Here is a 22425-nt window from a genome sequence, read left to right on the forward strand (position 1 = left end):
GGATCGCAAAAAGACTCCAAATTTCTCTCGGAAAAAATTGCTCGACGCCCGGAAAAAATTGCTGGCATTGCCATGCTGTCGCACTAGGCAATAATTGCCGAGCGGGATATTGATTAACGCAAGGGAAATTTTACGTATGTGGCGCGTTGAGCTTTCGCGCTCTTGCGCCGAATTGAGCCAGGACCGAGGGAAGCCGCCATGCGCTACGATGATTTCCGCCGCAGCGACGACATCGAGGATCGTCGCGACGATGGTGGCGGCGGCGGTGGAGGAGGCGGGTTCGGCCTCCCCATGGGCGGCGGCGGGCTCGGGATCGGCACCATCATCGTACTCGGCCTGGTCGGCTACGCCTTCGGCATCGATCCGCGCATCCTGATCGGCGGCGCCGAGATCCTCACCGGTGGCGGCCAGGCGCCGTCCTACCAGACCGATCGCCAATCGTCGTCCAACGCCAAGCGCGGCGCGCCGACCGACGAGATGGGCAGCATGATCTCCGGCATCCTCGGCGAGATCGACGATCGCTGGAGCGAGATATTCCAGGCCTCGGGCCAGTCCTTTACCGGTCCGAAGGTCGTGCTGTTTCGCAACGTCACCAATGGCGGGCGCTGCGGCCGGGCGGAGTCGGCGATGGGACCGTTCTATTGTCCGCCCGACAGGACCATCTTCCTCGACACCGGTTTCTTCCGCGAGGTCGAGACGCGTTTTCGCGGCTGCTCCGGCAAGTCCGCTTGTAACTTCACCACCGCCTACATCATCGCCCATGAGGCCGGCCATCACATCCAGAACCTGCTCGGCATCATTCCGCGCGTGACGCGGCTGCAGCAGCAGGCCGGCAGCAAGGCAGAGTCGAATGCACTCCAGGTGAAGGTCGAATTGCAGGCCGACTGCCTGTCCGGCGTCTGGGTCAATCGCGAGGCGAAGAAGCGGCCGAACTTCCTGGAGCCTGGCGACATCGACGCCGCACTCACCACGGCGAGCGCAATCGGTGACGACACGCTGCAGCGCCAGTCCACGGGCCGCGTCGTACCCGATTCCTTCACCCACGGCTCGGCGGCGCAACGCAAACAATGGTTCATGACCGGCTACCAGCAGGGCACCGTCCAAGCCTGCAACACGTTTGGCGGCGGCCAATAGGGGTTATCCGTCATCCTGAGGTGCTCGCCAATTGGCGAGCCTCGAAGGATGGCGAGCCCGTGGCCCCTCCTTCGAGGCGCGCAAGAGCGCGCACCTCAGGATGACGCAGTGGGCGGTGAAAGAAGGTGAGTTGCAATGACCTCCACCGACGAAACAAAACAGTTCGTTCCGCTCAACATCGCGGTACTCACCGTGTCCGACACGCGCGCGCTGGCTGACGACAAGTCCGGCCAGACGCTCGCCGACCGTCTCGCCGCTGCCGGCCATCATCTCGCCGCGCGCGAGATCGTCACCGACGACGTCGAGACGATCCGCGCCGCCATCCGCCGCTGGATTGCGGACGCAGGCGTCGACGTCGTCATCACCACCGGCGGCACCGGCTTCACGGGGCGCGACGTCACGCCGGAGGCGATCGAGCCCTTGTTCGAGAAGCGCATGGACGGCTTCTCGATCGCATTCCACATGCTGAGCCACGCCAAGATCGGCACGTCGACGATCCAGAGCCGCGCCACGGCCGGCGTCGCGGGCGCAACCTACATCTTCTGCCTCCCAGGTTCGCCCGGCGCCTGCCGCGACGGTTGGGACGGCATCCTCAAAGCCCAGCTCGACTACCGCACGCGTCCCTGCAATTTCGTCGAGATCATGCCGCGATTGGACGAGCACCTGCGCCGGCCAAAGGCGCAGGGCGCGACGGTGTAGTTGGACATTCCTTCTCCGCTCATGTCCGCCGAAGCTTTAGCGAAGGCGGATGTGGGGGAAGGTGGCATAGGCGGCCTTGGGCCGTCGTTCTCAGAGAACGCCGAAGCGAAGCTTCGGCTATGGCGCCGGATGAGGGGTATCTGTCCATTTGCACAGATGCTTGCGGAGACAACCCCTCACCCAAGTGAGCTTGGGTTTACCAGCATCGCTGCCCTCTCCCGCAAGGGGGGCGAGGGCACATTCATGCGCATCTCGCCCGCTGTTGCAGCATCACAGATCCCGCTCCCACGTTTCCCCAATCAGATCCTGCCCGAAGCTGTGGTGCTTCTCTTCCTTCACGAGCTTGAAGCCTGCACTTTGATAGATGCCACGCGCGGCGACCAGGATGCTTTGCGTCCACAGCGTCATCTTGCTGTAGCCCCTCTCGCGTGCGCCCTGGATGCATTGCTGGACCAGCGCGCGGCCGACACCGAGTCCCCGCGCTTTCTTTTCCACCTGCAACAGGCGCAGCTTGGCGATCTGGTCCGTAGCCTTGACCAGAAAGATCGAGCCGACCGGCTCGCCGCCCACTTCCGCAATCCAGCAGTGCTCGCGCGCGGCGTCATAGTTCTTGATGAACTGTGCGCAGATCTCGGCGACCAGGGCCTCGTAGCTGATGCCCCAGTTGTAGTCGGCCGCATAGGCGGCGGCCTGCCGGGAGATGACCCAGCCCATGTCGCCGACGCGATGGCTGCGCAGCATGAAAGCCGCGGGCTGGCTTCGACGCTCCAGCACGGCCTCGATGGTCGCCATAGCCTGTGTGAGCCGCGTTGCATCGCTGGCCGAAAGCTGAGCCAGCATTGCGGCGACCTCATTTTGCGAGCCCAGGTTCAGCTTGGCAAAGGTCTGGCGCCCCTTGGCGGTGAGGCTGAGCTGGTATTGCCTGCGATCCGCGGGCAGGGGCTTGCGGGTGATCAGGCCCTTTTCATCGAAGCTTTGCACGATCCGGCTCAGATAGCCGGGGTCAAGGCCAAGCTCGTTGCCGATCTCCTTTGCGGCAAGGTCGTCCCGTTGCGCGAGCTCGTAGAGCACGCGGGCCTCGCTGAGCGAGAACGGGCTTTTTCCAAGGTGCTGGTCGAGCACGCCAAGTTTGCGGGTGTAGAAGCGGTTGAAGGCGCGGACCGCTGCGATGTGGTCGTTGGAAGGATTGAACGACATGGGTCACCTCGATATTTGCCATTGTCAAATAATTATTTGACTTTGGCAAGTATCTAGGTGCCTCAGCCGACCATGACGATCCGGCTGCGCAGCATGATGCGCGACGAGCGACCGAGCCGCCGCAGCAGCCGCGCCTCGGAGCGGCGGGCTTGGGGCGGGTAGCCGCCGATGCGGTCGTAGTGATCACGCGCGATCAAAAGTCCCTGATCGCCGAAGGGCCCAACGAGCTTGCGCATCAGGGCCCGGAGGATATCGCGGAAACCGGCATCTGCGTAGGGCGAGCGCGCATAGCGGAAGACGGCCGCACGATCCCGGCCGCTGGTCGAGACCGACTGGATGAACTGGGTGGTTTCCTCGATCCAGCCGGTTTCCAGCACGGCGCCGGCAGGGAGGAACATCAGCCAGGACGAACGGGCCTGGAGTGCGCCGGCGGCAAGCGCGGCGCCTTGCGTGGATCCTTCGAAGCCGATGAAACGGCAGCCCGCGACGTCGGCAACGCGCTCGATGACGCCGTTGCGGGTGCCGTCGACCAGGAGCACTTCCCGGATGATGCCTGCGGCGGCACCGGGTACCAGCGCGGCCAGAGTTGCGACCGCGGTCTGCTCGACGCCTTCGGTCGGAATGATGACGCTCAGCATGATTGAAGCTTCAGTGTCCACACTTCGGGAGAAGCGTAGCTCATTATGATGGAGTCATAAAACATGTGACGCTGCCGAGTGCAACTTTCCGGCCCCGCTTCGGTATACGATGGTAAACCGCTGCAGCTGCCGCATCCAAATATGCCCCGTACAGGGCCGCGATATTGCCAATCTGTCGCCCCAAGCCTGTCCTGTCCGTATTAGTCCGGAGATGTGCCGCAACATTGCCCGGCGCACCGGCCGTTCGCAATCCTGCAAGAGGAGGATGCGATAGCGGACGAGCGCGAGAACAGGAAAAACGTGCAATGGTGCTGCTGAAGAGGCTTCGAATGAACGCCGATCAACTTGCTGTTAACTCGCCAGCCACATCTCCCAGGCCGGACGGCGCACCGACCTTGCGGATACGCGCCGTGATGCTCGGTGAACGCATCAATCCCTCCGGACTCGAAATGGGCGCGACAGTCTCATCGACGCCGGCCGCCTTCCGCGTCCATGCCGGCCTTGCGGTCATCTTCCGCTACGGCGTCGTGGTGCTGATTGGTCTCCTCCCTTCGGAGGAGAAAGTGCTGATCGACAGCCTGAAGCCCCGCGTGATCGGCGAGTTCAGCCCCTACGAGGAAGAGATCGCACATGCGCAACTCTGCAAGGACGAAAGCGCCGAGGCTATCCAGCCGGGCGGCCCGATCTGCCTCGCCAAATTCTCCGACGACCGGCTGTTGCTGATCGCGGACGCGCTTGCAAAGAGCACCTCGCTCGCACGTGACGAGCGCCGCGTCGCCGCGGTCTTCGACGTGATCGAGCCATTTGCGCGCAAGCTCGCCGAGCAGGGCCGCACGCCGCCCCGGCGCAAAGGCATCTTGCAATTGATCGGCAATGCGCTTCTCGTCCAGCAGCGCGTCGCCGGCCGTGTTGCGGTGGCCGAGAAACCCGACGTGCTCTGGGAGAAACCCGAACTCGACCGGCTCTATGCCCGCCTTGAAGACGAGTACGAACTGAAGGAGCGCCTGGACACGCTCGAGCGCAAGCTCGCCGCCGTGTCCGCGACCGCAAACGCGCTTACCGACATCATCGATACCCAGCGCTCGCTCCGCCTCGAAATCGCGGTGGTGGTGCTGATCGTGATCGAGGTCGCGATCGGGTGTTTCCAGATTTGGTCGGGGACGCACTAGAATGCGCGGGCCGCCGGATCAATTTACCCTGCGATCGAGATGCTCGTGACTGCGCCCTCGCCCCTTGCGGGAGAGGGCAGCACCGCGATGAGACACAAACTCACAGGGGTGAGGGTATGTCTCCGCATACTCACATGCATATGTAAGCGACGAAAGAACCCTTCATCCGGCGCTTCGCGCCACCTTCTCCCGCAAGGGGAGAAGGGAAGCAACGCCGACCGTACGCCGTTGATCACGAGCAGACGGCCCGCAGCACCGCCGCACAATGCCGTGCGATCATCAGTTCCTCATTCGTTGGAATGACGAAGACATCGACCGTGCTATCGCCACTGTTGATGCGCTCGCGCGCCGCATCATTCGCAGCCGCATCGATGCGCACTCCGAGCCAGTCGAGACGCTCACCGATCGCACTGCGGATTTCCCTGGCATGCTCGCCGATGCCGCCGGTGAAGACCAGGCAGTCCAGCCCGGCAAGCGTTGTCGCCATCGCCGCCACTTCCTGCGCGGCGCGGAAGGTGAAGAGCTCGACCGCCTCCCGTGCCGCAGCTTCGCTGCTTGCAAGCAGCGTGCGCATGTCCGAAGCGATGCGGGAGACGCCGAGCAGTCCCGATTCGTGATAGAGCAGGTGCTGGACATCTTCGACCGACATCTTCTCGTGCTGTTGCAGATAGAGCAGCACGCCCGGGTCGATCCTGCCGCAGCGCGTGCCCATCACCAGCCCGTCGAGCGGCGTCAGCCCCATCGTGGTGTCGATGCTGCGGCCGTCGCGCAAGCCGCACAGGCTCGCGCCGTTGCCGAGATGCGCGATCACAGTGCGCTTCGGTACGAGCTGCGGCGCGATTCGGGCGAGCCGTCCCGCGACATATTCGAACGAGAGGCCATGAAATCCGTAGCGCCGGACGCCGCGCTCTTCATAACGTCGCGGGATGGCGAAGCGGCTGGCGGGCGGCGCAATGCCGTGGTGGAAAGCGGTGTCGAAGCAGGCAATGTGCGTCAGGTCGGGCCTGATGGCCCTGATGGCACGGACCGGCGCCAGGCACCGCGGCTGGTGCAGCGGCGCCAGCGGCGTCAACGCCTCCAGCTTTGCGGTGACATCGTCCGTCAGCTCGACCGGCGCGGAATAGTCCGGACCGCCATGGACGACACGATGGCCGACGGCGCGCAAGCGACGATCGCCGAAACGATCCTCGATGAAGCCGAGCACGTCGGCGAACAGGTGATCGCTGGCTGCATCCGACGCTTCCCTCCGATTCTCGAGCAGGTCTTCGCCCTCGGGGCTCTTCACGACGAGCCGCGGCTTCGTCTCGTGCTCGTCGAGCAGGCCCTTGCAGAGCAGGGTGGGCCCGGCCGCCGAGATATCGAACAGGCCGAATTTGATGCTCGACGATCCCGAGTTGAGAACGAGAACCGTGTTCGACATGGCTGCCGTCAATCGCCTGCCTCTGCCGGCGTGTTGCCGCCGGCGCTGTTCTGCCAGACCCATTCCTGAATTTCCGGCATGTCCTCGCCGTATTCGCGCACATAGCGCGAATGCTCGATCAGCTTGTCGCGGAATTGCTGCTTCACGTGCGCCGCCCTGGTCGCGAGCCCCGGCACGCGCTCGATCGCCTCGATCGCGAGGTGATAGCGGTCGAGCTCGTTGAGCACGACCATGTCGAACGGCGTCGTCGTGGTGCCTTCCTCGGCAAAGCCGCGGACGTGCATGCCGGCGTGGTTGGTGCGGTTATAAGTCAGCCGGTGGATCAGATAGGGATAGCCGTGATAGGCGAAGATCACCGGCTTGTCGCGCGTGAACAGGCCGTCGAAGTCGCGGTCGGACAAACCGTGCGGGTGCTGCTCCCTGGGTTGCAGCGTCATGAGGTCGACGACGTTGACGACGCGGATCTTCAGCTCGGGCAGCGCCTTGCGCAGCAGGTCGACGGCAGCGAGCGTTTCCAGTGTCGGCACGTCGCCGGCGCAGGCCATCACGACATCGGGCTCGCCATTCGCGTCTTCCGTGCCGGCCCAGCTCCAGATGCCGATGCCGGCATCGCAATGCGTGGCTGCCTCCTGCATCGACAGCCATTGCGGCGCCGGCTGCTTGCCGGCGACGATGACGTTGACGCGGTCATAGGTGCGCAGGCAATGATCGGCGATCCACAGCAGCGTGTTGGCGTCCGGCGGGAAGTAGATGCGGACGATGTCGGCCTTCTTGTTGGCGACGAGATCGACGAAACCTGGATCCTGATGGCTGAAACCGTTGTGGTCCTGGCGCCAGACATGCGAGGTGAGCAGATAGTTGAGCGAGGCGATCGGTCGCCGCCACGGCAGATGCCGGGTCACCTTCAGCCATTTGGCGTGCTGGTTGAACATGGAATCCACGATGTGGATGAACGCCTCGTAGCAGGAGAAGAAGCCGTGGCGTCCGGTGAGCAGATAGCCCTCTAACCAGCCCTGGCAGAGATGCTCGCTCAGGACTTCCATCACGCGTCCGTCCTGGGCGAGATGCACGTCGTAAGGTTTTGTCGGCTCCATCCAGACCCGTTCGGTGGCCTCGAACACCGCATCGAGCCGGTTTGACGCGGTCTCGTCCGGGCCCATGATGCGGAAGTTGCGGGCCTCGGCGTTGAGGCGGATGACGTCGCGCAGGAATTTGCCGAGCTCGCGGGTTGCCTCCGCCACGACGCCGCCCGGCTCAGCGACCTCGACGGCGAAGCTGCGGAAGTCCGGCAGCTTCAGCTCCTTCTTCAGAAGGCCACCATTGGCGTGTGGATTGGCGCCCACGCGGCGATTGCCTCCGGGCGCGAGCGCCTGGAGCTCGGCAATGAGCGCGCCGTTCGCGTCGAACAACTTTTCTGGCTCGTAGCTGCGCATCCAGTCTTCGAGAATCTTCAAATGCGCTGGATTGTCGCGGCAGTTCGCGACGGGCACCTGATGCGCCCGCCAAAAACCCTCCACCTTCTTGCCGTCGACTTCCTTGGGGCCGGTCCAGCCCTTCGGGCTGCGCAGCACGATCATCGGCCAGCGCGGGCGTTCGACGCTCTTGCGGCCGTCGCGGGCGTGCTGCTGGATCGAGCGGATGCTGACGAGCGCGACGTCGAGCGCGTCTGCCATGGTCCGATGCATCAATTTGGGATCGTTGCCCTCGACGAATAGCGGCTCGTGACCGAGCCCGCGGAAGAGATCGCGGATCTCTTCGTCGCGCATCCGCCCGAGCACGGTCGGATTGGCAATCTTGTAGCCGTTGAGATGCAGGATCGGCAGCACCGCGCCGTCATGCGCGGGATTGAGGAACTTGTTGGAGTGCCAGGACGCGGCGAGCGGGCCGGTCTCGGCCTCGCCGTCGCCGACGACACAGGCGACGATCAGGTCGGGATTGTCGAAGGCCGCGCCATAGGCATGCACCAGCGCGTAGCCGAGCTCACCGCCTTCGTGGATCGAGCCCGGCGTTTCCGGCGCCGCGTGACTCGGGATGCCGCCGGGGAAGGAGAATTGCCTGAACAGCTTGCGCAACCCCTCGGTATCGCGCGCGATATCGGGATAGATCTCGCTGTAGCTGCCTTCGAGATAGGTGTTGGCGACCATGCCGGGGCCGCCGTGCCCGGGACCGCAGACATAGATCACGTTCAGGTCCAGCGCGCGGATGACGCGGTTGAGATGGGCATAAATGAAGTTCAAACCGGGCGTCGTGCCCCAATGGCCGAGCAAACGCGGCTTGATGTGCTCGGGCCGCAACGGCTCGCGCAGCAGCGGGTTGTCGAGAAGGTAGATCTGCCCGACGGAGAGATAGTTCGCGGCGCGCCAATAGCGATCGAGCAGATCGAGGTCGCTGCTCGCGGCGGCCAATTGTTGTTGATTCGTCATGTTCCTGCCGACCTTCACCCGGGATCGTCACCAACCGAGTTCCGGCGAGATCGATCCTTCGGCAGCATCAAACGGGATCGCCGTGACGCTACTGTTGCGTGAAGTCAAAAGCGGGCGCGCGAAGTTTGGGCAGCTCTACTGTGCATGGGGTTGTTTTCACGTTTTTGGTTTGTGTTCTTGATTTGTTCCGTTGGCGTGCTATCTTGGCTTCATGAGTCCAGCATCCTCTCATGCTCTCAAGCACCCGCCGGTCACGGCGCCCTCCGAGCCGGCGGGTGCGCCTTCTGACTTCCCTGAGCTGGCGGTCGCCATCGACCGCCAGCGCAGGCGAGGCCGGGGCGCGCAGTCCAACGCCAGCGGCCGGTTTGAGGCCGAGGCGCGCGTCACATTCGACGATGGCTGGCAGAGCCTTGAAGAACTGCCTCCGTTCAAGACCACGGTCGGGATCGACACCTCGCGCAAGGTGATCACCCGCAACGAATCTCCCGACATTGGCTTCGACCGCTCGATCAATCCCTACCGCGGCTGCGAGCACGGCTGCGTCTATTGCTTCGCGCGGCCGACGCATGCCTATCTCGGCTTGTCGCCGGGGCTCGACTTCGAGTCGAAGCTGTTCGTGAAGCCCGAGGCGCCGGCTCTGCTCGAGAAGGAGCTTGCGGCGCCGGGCTATGAGCCGCGGATGATCGCGATCGGCACCAACACCGATCCCTATCAGCCGATCGAGCGCGAGCGCAAAATCATGCGCGGCATTCTGGAGGTGCTGGAGCGCGCCGGCCATCCCGTCGGGATCGTCACCAAGTCGGCGCTGGTGACCCGCGACATCGACATTCTTGCACGCATGGCCAGGCGCAACCTCGCCAAGGTCGGGATCTCCGTGACCTCGCTCGATCCGAAACTGGCGCGCACCATGGAGCCGCGGGCATCGACGCCGCCGAAGCGGCTGGAGGCGCTGAAGCAGCTTTCCGAGGCCGGCATTCCGACCACCGTCATGGTCGCGCCCGTGATCCCCGCGCTGAATGATTCCGAGATCGAGCGCATCCTGGATGCCGCCGCCCATGCCGGCGTCAAGGAAGCCTCCTACGTGTTGCTGCGGTTGCCGCTCGAGGTGCGCGATCTCTTCCGTGAATGGCTGATGGCGAACTATCCGGACCGCTATCGCCACGTCTTCACGCTGATCCGCGACATGCGCGGCGGCCGCGACTACGACGCGAAATGGGGCGAGCGCATGAAGGGCACCGGCCCGATGGCCTGGACGATCGGCCGCCGCTTCGAGATCGCCTGCGACAGGCTCGGGCTGAACAAACGGCGCTCCAAGCTGACGACGGATCATTTTGCCAAGCCGAAGCGGAACGGCGATCAGCTCAGCCTGTTCTGAGCGACGAAGTGGGAGAGGCGTCGTATGAGTCAGGAACTGCCAGCTCCAATCCCGCGGCTCACCGTCATCACGCTGGGCGTGAATGATATCCGCGCCAGCATTGCCTTTTACGATGCGCTCGGTTTTTCGCGCCGGCTGAAGGTGACCGGCGAGGCCGTTGCGTTCTATGACACCGGCGGTTCGGTGCTCGCGTTGTTTCCCTGGGATCAGCTCGCGGCCGACGCCACATTGCCTGATCATCCGAGGCCATCGACGTTCCGCGGCATGACGCTCGCCTGGAACTGCCGCGCGCGTGAGGAGGTGGATGCGGTGCTGGCCTTCGCCGTCGGCAAGGGAGCCGCGCTGCTGAAGGCCGCACACGAGACCGACTACGGCGGCTATTCCGGTTATTTCGCCGATCCTGACGGCCATCCCTGGGAAGTCGTGGTCGCGCCCGGCATCGACGTCGGCGAGGACCGGCGGGTGCATCTGGCGGAATAGGGCGGCTGACTTGAATCTTGAATAGCGGGAATTGTCCGAGGTTCCCGGTTGCGCAGGCCATGCCGCTTGCGCACGATCCCGACCATGATTCGGGATCAATCCGCCAAGAAGCCGGCCAAAGGCGCGCCCACGAAGGCTGCACCTGAGAACACGAAGGCTGCGCCTAAGAACGAGAAGGCTGCGCCCAAAAAAATCGCCAAGGCGCTGGCCGGCACAAAGAGCGCCATTATCGTCGCCCCAAGCTTCCGCCGCGAGCGCGCGCTGATCAAGCGCGGCGTCTGGCCGGTGGCGGGCTGCGATGAGGCCGGCCGCGGGCCGCTGGCCGGTCCTGTGGTGGCGGCGGCGGTGATTCTCGATCCCAACCGCATCCCGCGCGGCATTGATGATTCCAAGCGCCTGACGTCCGAGGAGCGCGAAAGGCTGTTCGACAAGATCTGCGCCACCGCCCAGGTCTCGGTGGCCGTCGCCTCGCGCGCCCGCATCGACCGTGACAACATCCTGCGCGCCTCGCTGTGGGCGTTGAAGCGCGCCGTGGTGGCGCTGCCCGAGCAGCCCCGGCACGTCTTCGTCGACGGCCGCGACCGGCTCGACACGGAATGCGATTGCGAGGCCGTGATCGGCGGCGACGGCATCGTCCTGTCGATCGCAGCGGCTTCGATCATCGCCAAGGTGACGCGGGACCGCCTGATGTGCGCGCTGGCGCAGGACTGCCCCGGCTACGGTTTCGAGCAGCACAAGGGCTACGCCGTGCCCGAGCACCTCGACGCGCTTAACCGCCTCGGCCCCACCGTCCACCACCGCAGCTTCTTCGCCCCCGTCGCCGCCGCGCGCGCCAAGCACATGCCCTGGACGGTCGAGCAGGCGCAGGATCTGTTTGCGGTGACCGAGATCGAGGTACAGGTGGATACGAGCCTGGAAGTCGACGCGTCGGCAAATCTCTAGACGAGACTCGGTTGCCACGACGCGTGCCGCCCTCTATCAAAACAATCGTGAGCGAATAGGGCCGGCTTCACGGGTTGGCTGCATCTTTCGGACGTTGCATGCGGTTTACCTCCCTGGTCATCGAGCTCATTCGCGCGCGGCCGCGGCTGATCGTCTGGATCGCCGTGCTGCTCCAGGCGGCGATGTGGCTGTTCGTGGCGCTGGTGTTTTATCGCAGCCCGCCCGGCAGCCTCGCGACCCTGCTGGCCTTCGGCCGCGAATACCAGGTCGGTACTGATTTGGGCCCGCCCTTGCCGGTCTGGCTTGCCGACATCGCCTATCGCGCCGCCGGCGGCCACGTGTTCGGCGTCTACGTCCTGGCGGAGCTCTGCGGGGTCGCGACGTTGATCTCGCTCTATCATCTGTCCCGCGCGGTGGTCGGCGCCCAGCAGGCAGTGCTGGCCGTGCTGCTGACCATGACGCTGCTGGCCTTCTCCTCGCCCGCACTCGACTTCGGCCCGCTGGTGCTGGCGCGGCCGCTCTGGGCGCTGCTGCTGCTGCATTCCTGGCAGATCATCGGGCAGCGCCGCGGCAACGCCTGGTTTGCCTGGTCGATCGAGGCCGGCCTCTTGCTGCTGACGACGCCGGCTGCGATCTTCCTGCTGTTGCTGATTGTCGTCTTCGCACTCGCAACCGCGGGCGGCCGCCGCACGCTGCGCGCATTCGACCCGCTGTTTGCACTGGTGGTCGTCGCCGTGCTGGCATTGCCCTATGCCGTCTGGCTGATGCGCGCCGAGGTGCTTGTCCTGCCGGCCTTGCCTGAGGTCGCCCAGCTCAATGCCCGCGCGCTGCACGCGGCGTGGCTGCTCGGGGGACTCCTGCTCGGTGCGGCGGCGATCCCGGCGCTGACGGTCCTCAACACCGGCCTGTTCGTTCCTAAGAGCGAGGAGGCGCCGATCATCTACCGCCCGCCGGTCGAGCCGCTCGCGCGCAATTTCGTCTATTTCTTCGCGCTGGCGCCGGCGCTCGGAGCGGTGCTGATCTCGGGCCTGCTGGGCCTCGATGCCGTCGTCGGCGGCGCCGGCGTCGTGCTGGTGTTGTCGGGACTTGCCGTGGTCGTGGGAGCCGGCGATCTCATCGCGATGCGTCGCGCGAGGATGCTGCGGATGGTCTGGGCGGCCGCCGTCATCGCGCCCGCAATCGGCGTCGTGCTCGCCGTCCTGCTCCTGCCGTGGACCGGTGCCAACGAGATCGCGACCTCGATGCCGGCGCGGGCGATTTCGGACTTCTTCGACGAGAGCTTTGCCCGCCGCACCAATCATCGTCTGCGCGCGGTCGCCGGCGAGACCCAGCTTGCGAGCCTGATCACGCTGCATTCCGGCCGGCCCCATCTCTTCATCGATGCCGAGCCCGCGCGCACGCCCTGGATCAATCAGGCCAAGTTCAGCGAGACCGGCGGCGTCGTGGTCTGGCGCGCCTCCGATACCGCCGGCACCCCGCCGCCGGACATCCTCGCGCGCTTTCCCGGCATCGTCCCGGAAGTCCCGCGCGCCTTCGAATGGCTGGTGACCGGACGCCAGCAACTCCTGCGTATCGGCTGGGCCATCGTGCGGCCGAAGGGGACGTAGCTTGTCATTCCGGGGCGCGCCGTCCGGCGCGAGCCCGGAATCCATCGGACGGCAGTTGGTGGATGGATGGATTCCGGGCTCTCGCTTCGCGAGCCCCGGAATGACACCGCGTGTGTCGCTATGGCGCGCCTTGCGCCAGCACCTTCGCGATCGCGCGCAGATCCTGCCAGGCCAGCCGCTTGTACGACGGCGAGCGCAGCAGATAGGCGGGGTGGAAGGTCGGCAGCGCGCGGATGGTGCGCCCGCCCGTCTCGTAGTCGAACCAGCGGCCGCGGGTACGCATGATGCCTTCGCGGGTCGACAGCAGCGTCTGCGTCGAGGGATTGCCGAGCGTCACCAGCACGTCCGGATTTACCAGCTCGATCTGGCGCTGGATGAAGGGCAGGCAGATTTGCGTCTCCTGCGGCGTCGGCGTGCGGTTGCCGGGCGGCCGCCAGGGAATCACGTTGGCGATGTAGGCGGTGGTGCGGTTGAGGCCTATGGCTCCCATCATCAAATCGAGCAGCTTGCCGCTGCGCCCGACGAAGGGCAGCCCCTCGATGTCCTCGTCGCGGCCCGGTGCCTCGCCGACGAACATGATGCGCGCCTGCGGATTACCGTCGGCGAAAACCAGCCGTGTCGCCGTGTGCTTCAGCGCGCAGCCGTCAAAGCTCTGCATCAACTCGCGCAGCGCCTCGAGCGTCGGCGCGGTGCGCGCGGCCTCGCGCGCCGAGGCGATCGCGACGTCGGGCGCCGGTGCCGCCTCGCCGCGCAACACTGCCGGCGCGGCGGCCGGCCGTGGAGCCTCGACGGGAGGTGGCGCGCGCGGGGCCGGAGGTGGAACATCCAATTCCGCCAGGCGGTCGATCGGCTCCTCCGCGAGCGTGCAATCGACTCCGGCCTCCAGATAGAAGGCGAGAAGCTCTCGGACCGTGGGTGCGGGTTCTGGGATCATCGGAAAGTCTGACTATTAGTCCAGTTTGGGGCGCCTTGCACCCCGGCGAAACGCATTTCCGAGGTTGTCCTACCCGGAAAAATCGGAAACAAGAGGGCGCAATCGACCAAGGACCGTCTCAAGGGCTGAGATCAGATGAGCACCGAAGAACTTCCCCCGCGCGAATCCATGGAATTCGACGTCGTCATCGTCGGCGCCGGCCCCTCGGGTCTGGCTGCAGCGATCCGGCTGAAGCAGATCAATGCCGATCTCAACGTCGTCGTGGTGGAGAAGGGCTCCGAGGTCGGTGCGCATATTCTCTCCGGCGCCGTGATCGATCCGGCCGGGCTCGACAAGCTGATGCCGGACTGGCGCGAGGATTCCGATTGCCCTCTGAAGACCCAGGTGAAGGACGACCGCTTCTACTGGATGACGGGCGGCGGCGCGATCAGGCTGCCTAACTTCATCATGCCGCCGCTGATGGACAATCATCACTGCTATATCGGCTCGCTTGGCAATGTCTGCCGCTGGCTGGCACGCAAAGCGGAAGCGCTAGGCGTCGAGATCTATCCGGGCTTTGCCGCGGCCGAGGTGCTCTATGACGAGCAGGGCGCGGTGAAGGGCATTGCCACGGGCGACATGGGCATCGGCCGGGACGGTAAGCCGAAGGACTCCTTTACCCGTGGCATGGAATTGCTCGGCAAGTACACGCTGTTCGCGGAAGGCGCGCGCGGCAGCCTGACCAAACAGCTCATCGCGAAGTTCGCGCTGGATACCAAGAGCGAGCCGGCGAAATTCGGCATCGGGCTCAAGGAAGTCTGGCAGATCGATCCCGCCAAGCACCAGAAGGGTATGATCCAGCATTCGTTCGGCTGGCCGCTCGATCTGAAGACCGGCGGTGGCTCGTTCCTCTATCACTACGACGACAACCTCGTTGCCGTCGGCTTCGTCGTGCATCTCAACTACGATGACCCGTATCTGTCACCGTTCGACGAGTTCCAGCGTTTCAAGACCCATCCGTCAATCCGCTCCACCTTCGAAGGTGCCAAGCGGCTCGCCTATGGCGCGCGCGCCATCACCGAGGGCGGCTATCAGTCGGTCCCGAAACTCAGCTTCCCCGGCGGCGCCCTGATCGGCTGCGCGGCCGGCTTCGTCAACGTTCCCCGGATCAAGGGCGTGCACAACGCGATGGGCACGGGCATGCTCGCCGCCGAGCACGTTGCGTCCGCCATTGCCGCCGATCGCGCCAATGACGAGATCGTCGACTACGAGAACGCCTGGCGCTCCTCCTCGGTCGGCAAGGATTTGTTCCTGGTCCGCAACGTCAAGCCGTTGTGGTCGAAGTTCGGCACGGTGCTCGGCGTTGCGCTCGGCGGCTTCGACATGTGGTGCAATACGCTGTTCGGCGGCTCGCTGTTTGGCACCCAATCGCACGCCAAGCCCGATCGTGCGACGCTCGATCCGGCCAAGACCCACGCACCGCGGACCTACCCGAAGCCGGACGGCAAGATTTCCTTCGATAAGCTCTCGTCGGTGTTCCTGTCCAATACCAATCATGAGGAGGACCAGCCGGTCCATCTCAAGGTCACGGACATGAACCTCCAGAAGACCTCCGAGCACGACGTGTTCGCCGGTCCCTCGAATCGCTATTGCCCGGCCGGCGTCTATGAGTGGATCGAGGAAGGTCCGGGCCCGCGCTTCCAGATCAACGCCCAGAACTGCGTCCACTGCAAAACCTGCGACGTGAAAGACCCCAACGGCAATATCACCTGGGTTCCCCCGGAGGGCGGCGGCGGTCCGAACTACGAGGCGATGTAGGCTGGGGTCATCAAGCCACGATCCATGTGACCAAGGCCCAATGTGACCAAAGTTGCGTGATCTTCGCCCTGTGACGCACGTTCGCGTGAGAACCCGGCCGCCTTCGCGGGTCGTGGCCACGATACGGCCATACTGGCGGCGTCTTGGAGCGCTCTTGACCGGCCACTTGGTCGATTTGGGCCGTGCGGAGGGGATCGCCCGGCCCGAATCCTTGCGGTGAAGCGCCAAAAGCGGCATTGTCGGCCTGACGGTTCCGGGTCCCCATGCCACCGGCCGCGTTCGCATGCGATACGGCCTTCTGCAAACCCAGGCACTACCAACTCAAGGCGAGCCCTGATGCTTTCAAATCGTTTCGACCGTTGGACTGTTGCCGCCATTGCCCTCATGGGCTCAGCGATGGCGACGGTCCCCGGCGCGGTCCTGGCGCAGACGCCGGATCATCCGTCCGATACGGCGGCGCAGTTTCCGACCCGAAACGATCTGAAGGCGCTGACCACCTCCGGCAGCTATCTCGCCGCCCGCCACGCCAGCGTCGAGCGCGATGCGGCCTCCGCCGCCGCGTTCTATCGCTCGGCCCTGCGCACCGATCCCAAGAACAACGAGCTGCTCGACCGCGCCTTCATCTCTTCGGTCGCCGACGGTGACATCGACGAAGCGGTCAAGCTCGCCGAGCGCATCCTGACCATCGACAAGACTAACCGCGTTGCACGCCTCGTCGTCGGCGTGCACGATCTCAAGTTCAAGAAGTATGCGGCCGCGCAGACCAACATCAACCAGTCGATCCGTGGTCCGATCACCGATCTCGTTGCCACGCTGCTGTCGGGCTGGGCCGCCTATGGTGCGGGGGATGCCAAGGGCGGCGTCGCCACCATCGACAAGCTGGCCGGTCCGGAATGGTATCCGCTGTTCAAGGATCTCCACGCCGGCATGATCCTCGAGCTCGCGGGCAAGGAGAAAGACGCCGGCACCCGGTTCGAGCGTGCCTACAAGCTCGACGATTCCATGCTGCGCGTCACCGAGGCCTATGCGCGCTGGCTGTCGCGCAACAAGGACTCGGCGGCCGCGACCGCGGTCTACCAGGCTTTCGACAAGAAGCTCGCCCGCCATCCGCTAATCGTGGAAGGGTTGCGCGACACCAAGGCCGGCAAGAAGATGCCGCCGCTGGTCGATAGCGCGCAAGCCGGCGCCGCAGAAGCACTCTACGGCATCGGCGCCACACTGACCCGCCGCGGCGGCGAGGATCTGGCGTTGGTCTATCTGCAGCTCTCGCTCTACCTCCAGCCCACCCATCCCCTGGCGCTGCTCTCGCTCGCCGATCTCTATGAATCGGTGAAGCGGCCGCAGATGGCGATAAAGGTCTATGAGCGGGTGCCGGCGTCCTCGCCACTCAAGCGCAACGCCCAGATTCAGCTTGCCATCGATCTGGATTCCGCCGACCGCACTGACGAGGCGATCAAGATCCTCAAGGGCGTCACCACTGAGGATTCCAAGGATCTGGAAGCCATCATGGCGCTCGGCAACATCGAGCGCGGCCGCAAGAAGTTTGGCGAATGCGGCGCGACCTATTCACAAGGCGTCGACGTGCTGCCGGCCGGCAACGACAAGGCCAACAGCGTCTGGTACTATTATCGCGGCATCTGCGAGGAGCGCTCAAAGCAATGGGGCAAGGCCGAAGCCGACATGAAGAAGGCGCTCGAGCTGCAGCCCGACCAGCCGCACGTCCTCAACTATCTCGGCTATTCCTGGATCGACCAGGGCATCAATCTCGACGAAGGCATGAAGATGATCAAGCGGGCGGTCGAGCAGCGCCCGGACGACGGCTACATCGTCGACTCCCTTGGCTGGGCCTATTACCGCATCGGCAACTACGAGGATGCGGTGAAGAACCTCGAGCGGGCGATCGACCTCAAGCCCGAGGATCCCACCATCAACGATCACCTTGGCGACGCCTATTGGCGCGTCGGCCGCACGCTGGAAGCCAAGTTCCAGTGGGCCCACGCCCGCGACCTCAAGCCCGAAGCGGATGAGCTTCCGAAGATCGAGGCCAAGATTGCAAACGGCATGACCGACGACAATTCGAACTCCTCGGCTGCGCAGGCGGAGAAGGAGAAGAAGAAGGACGACGGCAAGGGCGGCTGAGTGAGTTGAGGTTGGGGGCGTGTCGTCAATGCCGGCGTTGATTGAAGAAGGGCGCGCGAAGGTCAATCTGAGCCTTCGCGTGGTCGGCCGTCGTACCGACGGCTATCATGATCTCGAAAGCGTCGTCGCGTTTGCCGACTGCGCCGACCGGCTCACGCTGGAGCCCGGCGGCGAGCTGAAGCTCACCACGACGGGGCCGCTCGCGGCGGCCTGCGGCGATATGGCCGACAACCTCGTGTTCAAGGCGGCCAAACTCCTGGCCGAAGCCGTCCCGAACCTGAAGCTGGGCGCATTCGCGCTCGACAAGGTGCTCCCGGTCGCGGCCGGCATCGGCGGCGGTTCGGCCGACGCCGCGGCGGCGCTGCGATTGCTGGCGCGTCTCAACGATCTTTCGCTCGAAGACCCGCGGCTGCAGAACGTTGCGCTTGCGACCGGCGCCGACGTGCCGGTGTGCCTGTTCTCGCGCGCCTGCGACATGACCGGTGTCGGCGAGCAGCTGCTGCCCTTGATGCTGCCGAGCATGCCCTGCGTGATGGTCAATCCGCGCGTGCCGGTCGCGACCAAGGATGTGTTTCAGGCACTGGGTCTGCGCAACGGCGAACTCCTGGTCGGCGCCACCTCCGTCCTCGACGCCCCGGCCTGGCCGGGCGAGGGCGCCTCCATTGCCGATTGGATCGACACGCTCGAGGCCGTCGCCAACGATCTCGAAGCCCCCGCGATGCGCATCGAGCCTGTCATCGGCGACGTGCTGGAAGCCTTGCGTGGCTCCGCCGGCGTCAAGCTCGCCCGCATGTCCGGCTCGGGTGCGACGTGCTTTGGGATCTATGGCGCATCTGCCGAGGCGCATGCCGCCGCCGAGAAGATCCGCAGGGATCATTCCGGCTGGTGGGTGCACGCGGGGACGCTGAGCTAGGCCAGCCCGAGAAACTCCCGGATCTCACTCAACACCTCCTGCGGCTTGTCATGTTGCAGCCAGTGTCCGGCCCCGGCGATGGTCTCGACGCGCGCCTGCGGAAAGTAGCGCTCCAGGTCCGCGGCCCTCGCGCCAGCCAGAAAGCTTTCGCCGGCATTCAAGAGCAGCGTCGGGCAGGTGATGCGCGACCACAGCGCGATGTGATCGTCCGGCCAGAGCCGGTGCGGCGCAGAGGCGCGCTGGTAGGGATCGAACTTCCAGCTATAGGTGCCGTCCTCGTTCTGCCGCGCGCCGTGGGTGGCGAGATGCAGCGCGAGGTCGCGAGACAGCCGCTTGTTGTGAAGGACCATCTGCGCCGCCGCGTCTTCGAGCGTCGAATAGCGGCGCGGTGCGCGGTCGTGCAGCTTGTCGAGCTGACCGACCCATTTGCCGATCCGCTCATGCACCGGCGGTTTGGGTGTATCCGGCAACATCGTCACGCCGTCGAGCACGACCAGCTTCGAGACCTGTTCGGGGAATGACCCCGTAAAGATCAGGCTGACCATGCCGCCCATGGAATGGCCGATGAGAGTGACTTGAGGGGCCGCGATGGCACGAACGAGCTGGGCGAGATCGTACACATACTCCGTCAGCGCGTAGCTGCCGCCTTTGGTCCAGTCGGAATCGCCGTGACCGCGCAGGTCGGGTGCGAGCACGTGAAAATGCGGCTGCAACGACCGGGCGATGACGTCCCAGCTCCGGCAGTGATCGCGGCCGCCATGGACAAGGATGGCGACCGGCGCGCCGTCGTTGCCCCAGTCGGCATAGTGCAGCCGCAGGCCGTGAGACTCGTAAGTGCGGCTTTGCGGGGCGGGTATGGTGGCGCTACCCATTCACGGGCCGCCGCGCCAGTGCGAGCGACAGGCCCAGCCCTGCAATGAAGACGCCGGAGCCCTGGGTGAGACGTCGCATCAAATGGGGCCTTCCGATCAACTGCGTGCGTGTCGCGGACGCCATCAGCACCACCATGATGTCGGCGAGCGTGTTCAGCGTCACCGAGATCGCACCCAGCATGAGGAATTGCAGCGTCGGGTTCGATCCCGCGGGGTCAAGGAACTGCGGAATGAAGGCGAGGAAGAAGGCGGCGGTCTTCGGGTTCAGCGCCTCGACCAGCACGCCGTCGCGAAAGGCGCGCTTGTCGCCGACGGGCTCGCTGTCGAATGACAGCGCGCGGCCAGCGTTGCGAAAAGTCCTGATGCCGAGCCAGACCAGATAGAGTGCGCCGACGAATTTCACGGCGGCAAACAGTTCGGCGCTGGCAAGAATGATCGCGGAGATGCCGAGGCTGCCCGCGACCACATGAACCAGCCCGCCGAGCGCAGTGCCCGCGGTCGATGCAAAACCGCTGGCGCGCCCTTCCGACAAGGTCCTTGCCGCGACGTAGAAAATGCCGGGGCCGGGAACGGCGGCGATGAGACAAGCGGCGGCCAGGAACAGCCAGAAATTCGTGTTGATCATCCTGCTTTGGTAGCGATGCTTGCCGCGATTGCAAGGCCGTCGTTTGTAAGGCCCGTCGTTTAGCCCATCCGGCGGAAGATCACGCTGGCATTCACCCCGCCGAAGCCGAACCCGTTCGAGATCGCGTGCTGCATCGGCATCGGGCGCGCCACACCGGCGACGATGTCGATGCCGTCTGCGGCGGGATCAGGGTTTTCGAGATTGAGCGTCGGCGGCGCGATCTGATCGCGCAGGGCGAGCACGGTGAAGACCGCTTCCAGCCCACCCGCGGCGCCGAGCAGATGGCCGGTGGCCGATTTGGTCGCGCTCACCGCGATGCCGCGGTCGCGGCCGAACAGCGCGGCAATCGCGCCGAGTTCGCTCTCGTCGCCAGCCGGCGTCGACGTCGCATGCGCGTTCAGATGCTGCAAATCCGCGGGCGCAAGCTTGGCCTGCCGGAGCGCGATCTCCATGGCGCGCCGGGCGCCGTCGCCGTCAGGCGGACCCGATGTCATGTGATAGGCGTCGGCGGTCGTACCGTATCCGACGATCTCCGCAATCGGCGTCGCGCCACGCGCCAACGCATGCTCCAGCTCCTCGATCACCAGGATGCCGGCGCCTTCGCCCATGACAAAACCGTCGCGGTCGCGGTCGAACGGGCGCGAGGCGCGCGCGTCGTTGAACCCGCTCGACAGAGCGCGGGCCGCAGCAAAGCCGCCGAGGCTGACGATGTCGATGCAGGCTTCCGCGCCGCCGCAGATCGCCACATCAGTCTCGCCCGCGCGGATCATGCGCGCGGCATCGCCGATCGCCTGAACGCCGGCGGCGCACGCCGTGACCGGTGTGCCCAGCGCTCCCTTGTAGCCGTATTTGATCGAGACGTGGCCGGCGGCGAGATTGGCGAGGAAGGAGGGGATCGTGAACGGCGAGAGCCGGCGCGGGCCGCGTTGTTCGGTGATGCGCACCGCCTCCGCCATCGCCGGAAAGCCGCCGACGCCGGAGGCGATGATCGTTGCGGTTCGTTCCTGCGCTGCCGCGTCCTGCGGCGTCCAGCCGGCCTGCGCAACCGCCTCTGCGGTGGCGAGCAGCGCAAACAGGATGAAGCGGTCCATCTTGCGTTGGTCTTTCGGCGCGGCGGCCTGCGCGGGATCGAAGCCGCCGTCCGCGTCATCGGCCTTGTCGGGCACGAGGCCGGCAATGCGTGCGGGCAGCGCCTGCGACCATTCCGGCAGCGGGCGCAGCCCGCTTTGGCCGGCCAGCAGCCGGCGCCACGACAGTTCGACACCGCAGCCAAGCGGCGACACCGCGCCCATTCCCGTCACGACGATACGACGCATGTCAGTCTCCAGCCGGCGCGACGGCCGGGTTCATGGCTTTGAGCGAGGTCAGCCGTTTACGCATGAGACGGCTGGCGCGGGGACCGGCGATGATGACCGCATTGGTGAGCGTGATCGGCTGCATGTCGGCGGCATCGACCACGACCGGATCGAACGGACGACGATCGTGCCGGTTCGCGAGCAGGATCGCTTCGCCCTTCGGCGCGAGATGCTTGTTGCCCCAGGCGAGCAGGGTCGCGACCACGGGGAAGAAGTCCCGGGCCTTGTCCGTCAGCACATATTCGTAGCGCGGCGGCCGTTCATTGTAGCGGCGGCGGACGAACATGCCCGTCTTGGTGAGGTGAGCAAGGCGCCGCGATAGGATATTCGGCGCAATCCCGAGGTTCTGTTTGAATTCGTCGAACCGCGTTGCGCCCTGGAAGGCATCCCGCAGGATCAGGATGCTCCACCATTCCCCGACCGTCTCCACGGCGCGGCCGACCGGACATTCCTGGATGGAAGGAGATTTGGGCTGCATGGCGTGAAGCTAGGTAAGTTACTTGCAAAATGCAAGTCACTGGGCGAGCAGTGGCCGATTCGGGTGGAGGGAGCCAAGGCAGCTGCGAAGCTGGAGCTGTCGCTGCGCTCGCAATGACGGTGTTGATGAAGTGGTGGCGCCTACCTCAGCGATGTCGTCCCGGCGAAGGCCCTAGGGCATGCACATATCTGGTGCGGCGGATTGACTCAGAGCGGCATCTGGGGATTC

General features: G+C 65.2%; 20 protein-coding genes. 11 read left to right on the top strand and 9 right to left on the bottom strand.

What is annotated here, in order from left to right:
• Positions 1-198: 198 nt before the first annotated feature.
• Together ypfJ and moaB are read left to right on the top strand one after the other, a co-directional pair.
• Entirely contained in the window at positions 199-1134 is a 936-nt protein-coding gene (gene ypfJ, locus AC0L21_RS16445; RefSeq protein WP_027516429.1) for a KPN_02809 family neutral zinc metallopeptidase, read from the top strand.
• Positions 1135-1269: 135 nt separating this feature from the next.
• Positions 1270-1833 (top strand): molybdenum cofactor biosynthesis protein B, encoded by a 564-nt coding sequence (gene moaB / locus AC0L21_RS16450; protein WP_473262859.1) that lies wholly within the window; start codon positions 1270-1272, stop codon positions 1831-1833.
• A 270-nt stretch (positions 1834-2103) separates the two neighbouring features.
• Here the strand turns inward: moaB and AC0L21_RS16455 are convergent, their stop codons facing one another.
• Together AC0L21_RS16455 and AC0L21_RS16460 are read right to left on the bottom strand one after the other, a co-directional pair.
• Complete coding sequence (locus AC0L21_RS16455; RefSeq protein ID WP_473262860.1) at positions 2104-3030, bottom strand: bifunctional helix-turn-helix transcriptional regulator/GNAT family N-acetyltransferase; 927 nt, start codon at positions 3028-3030, stop codon at positions 2104-2106.
• Positions 3031-3092: 62 nt separating this feature from the next.
• Positions 3093-3668, bottom strand: a complete 576-nt coding sequence (locus AC0L21_RS16460; protein WP_007607113.1) for a glycosyltransferase family protein — start codon at positions 3666-3668, stop codon at positions 3093-3095.
• A gap of 329 nt (positions 3669-3997) precedes the next feature.
• Between AC0L21_RS16460 and AC0L21_RS16465 the strand changes: the two genes are divergently transcribed.
• A complete protein-coding gene (locus AC0L21_RS16465) occupies positions 3998-4837 on the top strand; it encodes an RMD1 family protein (protein ID WP_473262861.1) in 840 nt (279 codons plus the stop codon).
• A 232-nt stretch (positions 4838-5069) separates the two neighbouring features.
• Here AC0L21_RS16465 and AC0L21_RS16470 read toward each other — a convergent pair whose 3' ends face one another.
• Both AC0L21_RS16470 and AC0L21_RS16475 read right to left on the bottom strand, forming a co-directional pair.
• Positions 5070-6257: an acetate/propionate family kinase gene (locus AC0L21_RS16470; RefSeq protein WP_473262862.1), complete on the bottom strand. Its 1188-nt coding sequence runs from the start codon at positions 6255-6257 to the stop codon at positions 5070-5072.
• A gap of 8 nt (positions 6258-6265) precedes the next feature.
• Complete coding sequence (locus AC0L21_RS16475; RefSeq protein ID WP_473262863.1) at positions 6266-8680, bottom strand: phosphoketolase family protein; 2415 nt, start codon at positions 8678-8680, stop codon at positions 6266-6268.
• On the opposite strand from AC0L21_RS16475, the gene AC0L21_RS16480 reads away from it, so the two are divergent.
• The 5 genes from AC0L21_RS16480 (at position 8679) to AC0L21_RS16500 (ending at position 13084) form a co-directional block, all read left to right on the top strand.
• On the top strand, positions 8679-8861 hold the full coding sequence (locus tag AC0L21_RS16480; protein WP_473262864.1) for a hypothetical protein: 183 nt from the start codon (positions 8679-8681) through the stop codon (positions 8859-8861). The genes AC0L21_RS16475 and AC0L21_RS16480 overlap by 2 nt on opposite strands.
• Before the next feature lie 30 nt (positions 8862-8891).
• Complete coding sequence (locus tag AC0L21_RS16485) at positions 8892-10055, top strand: PA0069 family radical SAM protein (protein WP_473262865.1); 1164 nt, start codon at positions 8892-8894, stop codon at positions 10053-10055.
• Positions 10056-10079: 24 nt separating this feature from the next.
• Positions 10080-10535, top strand: coding sequence for a VOC family protein (locus AC0L21_RS16490; protein ID WP_473262867.1), 456 nt, complete (start codon positions 10080-10082; stop codon positions 10533-10535).
• Between the two features lie 84 nt (positions 10536-10619).
• Positions 10620-11477: a ribonuclease HII gene (locus tag AC0L21_RS16495; protein WP_473262868.1), complete on the top strand. Its 858-nt coding sequence runs from the start codon at positions 10620-10622 to the stop codon at positions 11475-11477.
• Positions 11478-11575: 98 nt separating this feature from the next.
• A complete protein-coding gene (locus tag AC0L21_RS16500) occupies positions 11576-13084 on the top strand; it encodes a glycosyltransferase family 39 protein (protein ID WP_473262869.1) in 1509 nt (502 codons plus the stop codon).
• A 118-nt stretch (positions 13085-13202) separates the two neighbouring features.
• Here AC0L21_RS16500 and AC0L21_RS16505 read toward each other — a convergent pair whose 3' ends face one another.
• Positions 13203-14018 carry a uracil-DNA glycosylase gene (locus AC0L21_RS16505; protein WP_473262870.1) on the bottom strand — a complete coding sequence of 272 codons (816 nt, stop codon included), beginning with the start codon at positions 14016-14018 and terminating at the stop codon, positions 13203-13205.
• A gap of 135 nt (positions 14019-14153) precedes the next feature.
• On the opposite strand from AC0L21_RS16505, the gene AC0L21_RS16510 reads away from it, so the two are divergent.
• The 3 genes from AC0L21_RS16510 to AC0L21_RS16520 all read left to right on the top strand — a co-directional run bounded on the left by AC0L21_RS16510 (position 14154) and on the right by AC0L21_RS16520 (position 18867).
• Positions 14154-15815 carry an electron transfer flavoprotein-ubiquinone oxidoreductase gene (locus AC0L21_RS16510; RefSeq protein ID WP_473262871.1) on the top strand — a complete coding sequence of 554 codons (1662 nt, stop codon included), beginning with the start codon at positions 14154-14156 and terminating at the stop codon, positions 15813-15815.
• A gap of 336 nt (positions 15816-16151) precedes the next feature.
• The gene (locus AC0L21_RS16515) at positions 16152-17954 is read left to right on the top strand and encodes a tetratricopeptide repeat protein (protein ID WP_473262873.1); all 1803 of its coding nucleotides are present in this window, start codon (positions 16152-16154) and stop codon (positions 17952-17954) included.
• A gap of 28 nt (positions 17955-17982) precedes the next feature.
• Positions 17983-18867 carry a 4-(cytidine 5'-diphospho)-2-C-methyl-D-erythritol kinase gene (locus AC0L21_RS16520; protein ID WP_473262874.1) on the top strand — a complete coding sequence of 295 codons (885 nt, stop codon included), beginning with the start codon at positions 17983-17985 and terminating at the stop codon, positions 18865-18867.
• Here the strand turns inward: AC0L21_RS16520 and AC0L21_RS16525 are convergent.
• The 4 genes from AC0L21_RS16525 to AC0L21_RS16540 are packed head-to-tail and all read right to left on the bottom strand — an operon-like array spanning position 18864 to position 22197.
• Positions 18864-19739, bottom strand: a complete 876-nt coding sequence (locus AC0L21_RS16525) for an alpha/beta fold hydrolase (RefSeq protein WP_473262875.1) — start codon at positions 19737-19739, stop codon at positions 18864-18866. The genes AC0L21_RS16520 and AC0L21_RS16525 overlap by 4 nt on opposite strands.
• The gene (locus AC0L21_RS16530) at positions 19732-20364 is read right to left on the bottom strand and encodes a LysE family translocator (protein ID WP_473262876.1); all 633 of its coding nucleotides are present in this window, start codon (positions 20362-20364) and stop codon (positions 19732-19734) included. The genes AC0L21_RS16525 and AC0L21_RS16530 overlap by 8 nt, the downstream gene beginning before the upstream one ends.
• A 59-nt stretch (positions 20365-20423) precedes the next feature.
• Positions 20424-21680, bottom strand: coding sequence for a beta-ketoacyl-ACP synthase II (gene fabF / locus AC0L21_RS16535; protein ID WP_473262877.1), 1257 nt, complete (start codon positions 21678-21680; stop codon positions 20424-20426).
• A gap of 1 nt (position 21681) precedes the next feature.
• Entirely contained in the window at positions 21682-22197 is a 516-nt protein-coding gene (locus AC0L21_RS16540) for a winged helix-turn-helix transcriptional regulator (protein WP_473262878.1), read from the bottom strand.
• Between the last annotated feature and the right edge of the window lie 228 nt (positions 22198-22425).

This window comes from Bradyrhizobium sp. WSM4873 (genome assembly GCF_055811355.1).

What these genes read in the sequence shown, in the direction of transcription:
- moaB (WP_473262859.1), top strand. Translation starts at nt 1,270, where the DNA reads ATGACCTCCACCGACGAAACAAAACAGTTCGTTCCGCTCAACATCGCG.
- AC0L21_RS16475 (WP_473262863.1), bottom strand. Translation starts at nt 8,680, where the DNA reads ATGACGAATCAACAACAATTGGCCGCCGCGAGCAGCGACCTCGATCTG.
- AC0L21_RS16510 (WP_473262871.1), top strand. Translation starts at nt 14,154, where the DNA reads ATGAGCACCGAAGAACTTCCCCCGCGCGAATCCATGGAATTCGACGTC.
- AC0L21_RS16490 (WP_473262867.1), top strand. Translation starts at nt 10,080, where the DNA reads ATGAGTCAGGAACTGCCAGCTCCAATCCCGCGGCTCACCGTCATCACG.
- AC0L21_RS16495 (WP_473262868.1), top strand. Translation starts at nt 10,620, where the DNA reads ATGATTCGGGATCAATCCGCCAAGAAGCCGGCCAAAGGCGCGCCCACG.
- AC0L21_RS16485 (WP_473262865.1), top strand. Translation starts at nt 8,892, where the DNA reads ATGAGTCCAGCATCCTCTCATGCTCTCAAGCACCCGCCGGTCACGGCG.
- AC0L21_RS16525 (WP_473262875.1), bottom strand. Translation starts at nt 19,739, where the DNA reads ATGGGTAGCGCCACCATACCCGCCCCGCAAAGCCGCACTTACGAGTCT.
- AC0L21_RS16540 (WP_473262878.1), bottom strand. Translation starts at nt 22,197, where the DNA reads ATGCAGCCCAAATCTCCTTCCATCCAGGAATGTCCGGTCGGCCGCGCC.
- AC0L21_RS16480 (WP_473262864.1), top strand. Translation starts at nt 8,679, where the DNA reads ATGTTCCTGCCGACCTTCACCCGGGATCGTCACCAACCGAGTTCCGGC.
- ypfJ (WP_027516429.1), top strand. Translation starts at nt 199, where the DNA reads ATGCGCTACGATGATTTCCGCCGCAGCGACGACATCGAGGATCGTCGC.
- AC0L21_RS16515 (WP_473262873.1), top strand. Translation starts at nt 16,152, where the DNA reads ATGCTTTCAAATCGTTTCGACCGTTGGACTGTTGCCGCCATTGCCCTC.
- AC0L21_RS16465 (WP_473262861.1), top strand. Translation starts at nt 3,998, where the DNA reads ATGAACGCCGATCAACTTGCTGTTAACTCGCCAGCCACATCTCCCAGG.
- AC0L21_RS16530 (WP_473262876.1), bottom strand. Translation starts at nt 20,364, where the DNA reads ATGATCAACACGAATTTCTGGCTGTTCCTGGCCGCCGCTTGTCTCATC.
- AC0L21_RS16500 (WP_473262869.1), top strand. Translation starts at nt 11,576, where the DNA reads ATGCGGTTTACCTCCCTGGTCATCGAGCTCATTCGCGCGCGGCCGCGG.
- AC0L21_RS16520 (WP_473262874.1), top strand. Translation starts at nt 17,983, where the DNA reads ATGCCGGCGTTGATTGAAGAAGGGCGCGCGAAGGTCAATCTGAGCCTT.
- AC0L21_RS16455 (WP_473262860.1), bottom strand. Translation starts at nt 3,030, where the DNA reads ATGTCGTTCAATCCTTCCAACGACCACATCGCAGCGGTCCGCGCCTTC.
- AC0L21_RS16470 (WP_473262862.1), bottom strand. Translation starts at nt 6,257, where the DNA reads ATGTCGAACACGGTTCTCGTTCTCAACTCGGGATCGTCGAGCATCAAA.
- AC0L21_RS16460 (WP_007607113.1), bottom strand. Translation starts at nt 3,668, where the DNA reads ATGCTGAGCGTCATCATTCCGACCGAAGGCGTCGAGCAGACCGCGGTC.
- AC0L21_RS16505 (WP_473262870.1), bottom strand. Translation starts at nt 14,018, where the DNA reads ATGATCCCAGAACCCGCACCCACGGTCCGAGAGCTTCTCGCCTTCTAT.
- fabF (WP_473262877.1), bottom strand. Translation starts at nt 21,680, where the DNA reads ATGCGTCGTATCGTCGTGACGGGAATGGGCGCGGTGTCGCCGCTTGGC.